The following is a 997-nucleotide window of genomic DNA, read 5'->3' as shown; positions in this document are numbered from 1 at the left end:
GCCTTGATCTCGGCGGCCATCAACGAAGCGAGGTCGGGCGTGACGTCGAGTTTCAGCTTCATGTCGGCCTCAGATCCACGGTCCAGACGAGCCGCTCGCGGTCGCGGACCGGCTCGCCCTGGATCAGGAAGGCCTCGCCGTCGATCTCGATGCGGTCGCCGGGGCGCGGGGTCGGAACCTCGGCTACGCGCAGATCCACGCGCGTGGTCTCCGACCAGAGGCGCGCGTCGCCGAAGCCCGTGGTCTCGTCCGCCCGGCGGGTCACCACCCGGACGAGGACAGGCGTTCCACCCTCGGGCGTGTAGACGGCCTCGCGGGCGATGTTGTCGTCGGCGAAGAGCGCGTCGAGCGCCATCGCAGCCGCCGTCATCAGGTCCGCCGCGCGCTGCGCAGGACCTGCGGTCGGGTGCAGATCGGCAGCGGGTTGCTCTCGATCTCGAGCCGCACCCATTCGTCGCGGTCCCGGTCCGGGATCATGCGGGCATAGAGCGGCAGGCCGACGGTGTTGACCGTCTCGAAGGTGTCCGCAGGCGCGTAGTAGATCTCGAACAGGCCTTCGACGCCCTCGGGGTAGAAATACGCCTTGTCGGTGGGCACGCCGAAGCCCAGCCCGCCGCGATACCGGCGGAAGGTGATCCCGCCGAAGCTGACCTCCTCGCCCACGCGGCCGCGCAGATCGGCGGCCGCCGCGGTGTTGAGATAGGTCTCGCGCACCTCCTTGTGGGCGACGAGATCGGCGAAGAAGGCCGAGCCGCATTCGGCGCGCAGCTGCACCTGGCCAGCGGCGAGCCCGCCAAGGCTGTCCTCGACGCTCTCGATCAGAGCCTGGCAGCGCTTGCGCAGCGCGCCGGAGGCGGGCGTGGCGTTGTCGAGGTCGAAGTCGACCTCCGTGGCCGGGGTGATGCCGAACTCGGCGTGGTAATCGATCACCGTGGCGCCGTCCCTGGGGTCCTTCACCACGCCCTGGATGCCGTTGAAGAGGTGGAACTCGAACGTG

At 69.6% G+C, this 997-nt stretch carries 2 protein-coding genes; both read right to left on the bottom strand.

Features of this window, described 5'->3' with window-relative positions; translation table 11 throughout:
- Window positions 1–58: 58 nt before the first annotated feature.
- Window positions 59–370, bottom strand: a complete 312-nt coding sequence (locus tag ROE7235_RS19690; RefSeq protein WP_050664252.1) for a head-tail joining protein — start codon at window positions 368–370, stop codon at window positions 59–61.
- Window positions 370–997: major capsid protein (locus tag ROE7235_RS19685; protein ID WP_183073608.1), on the bottom strand; the 628-nt coding region annotated here is incomplete at its 5' end. The genes ROE7235_RS19690 and ROE7235_RS19685, both read right to left, overlap by 1 nt.

Origin of the sequence: Roseinatronobacter ekhonensis (assembly GCF_900499075.1) — a bacterium.
In the GTDB taxonomy this organism is placed as follows: domain Bacteria; phylum Pseudomonadota; class Alphaproteobacteria; order Rhodobacterales; family Rhodobacteraceae; genus Roseinatronobacter; species Roseinatronobacter ekhonensis.
Note: the sequence above shows the minus strand (reverse complement) of the source record. Positions and strands in the feature narration are given on the sequence as shown.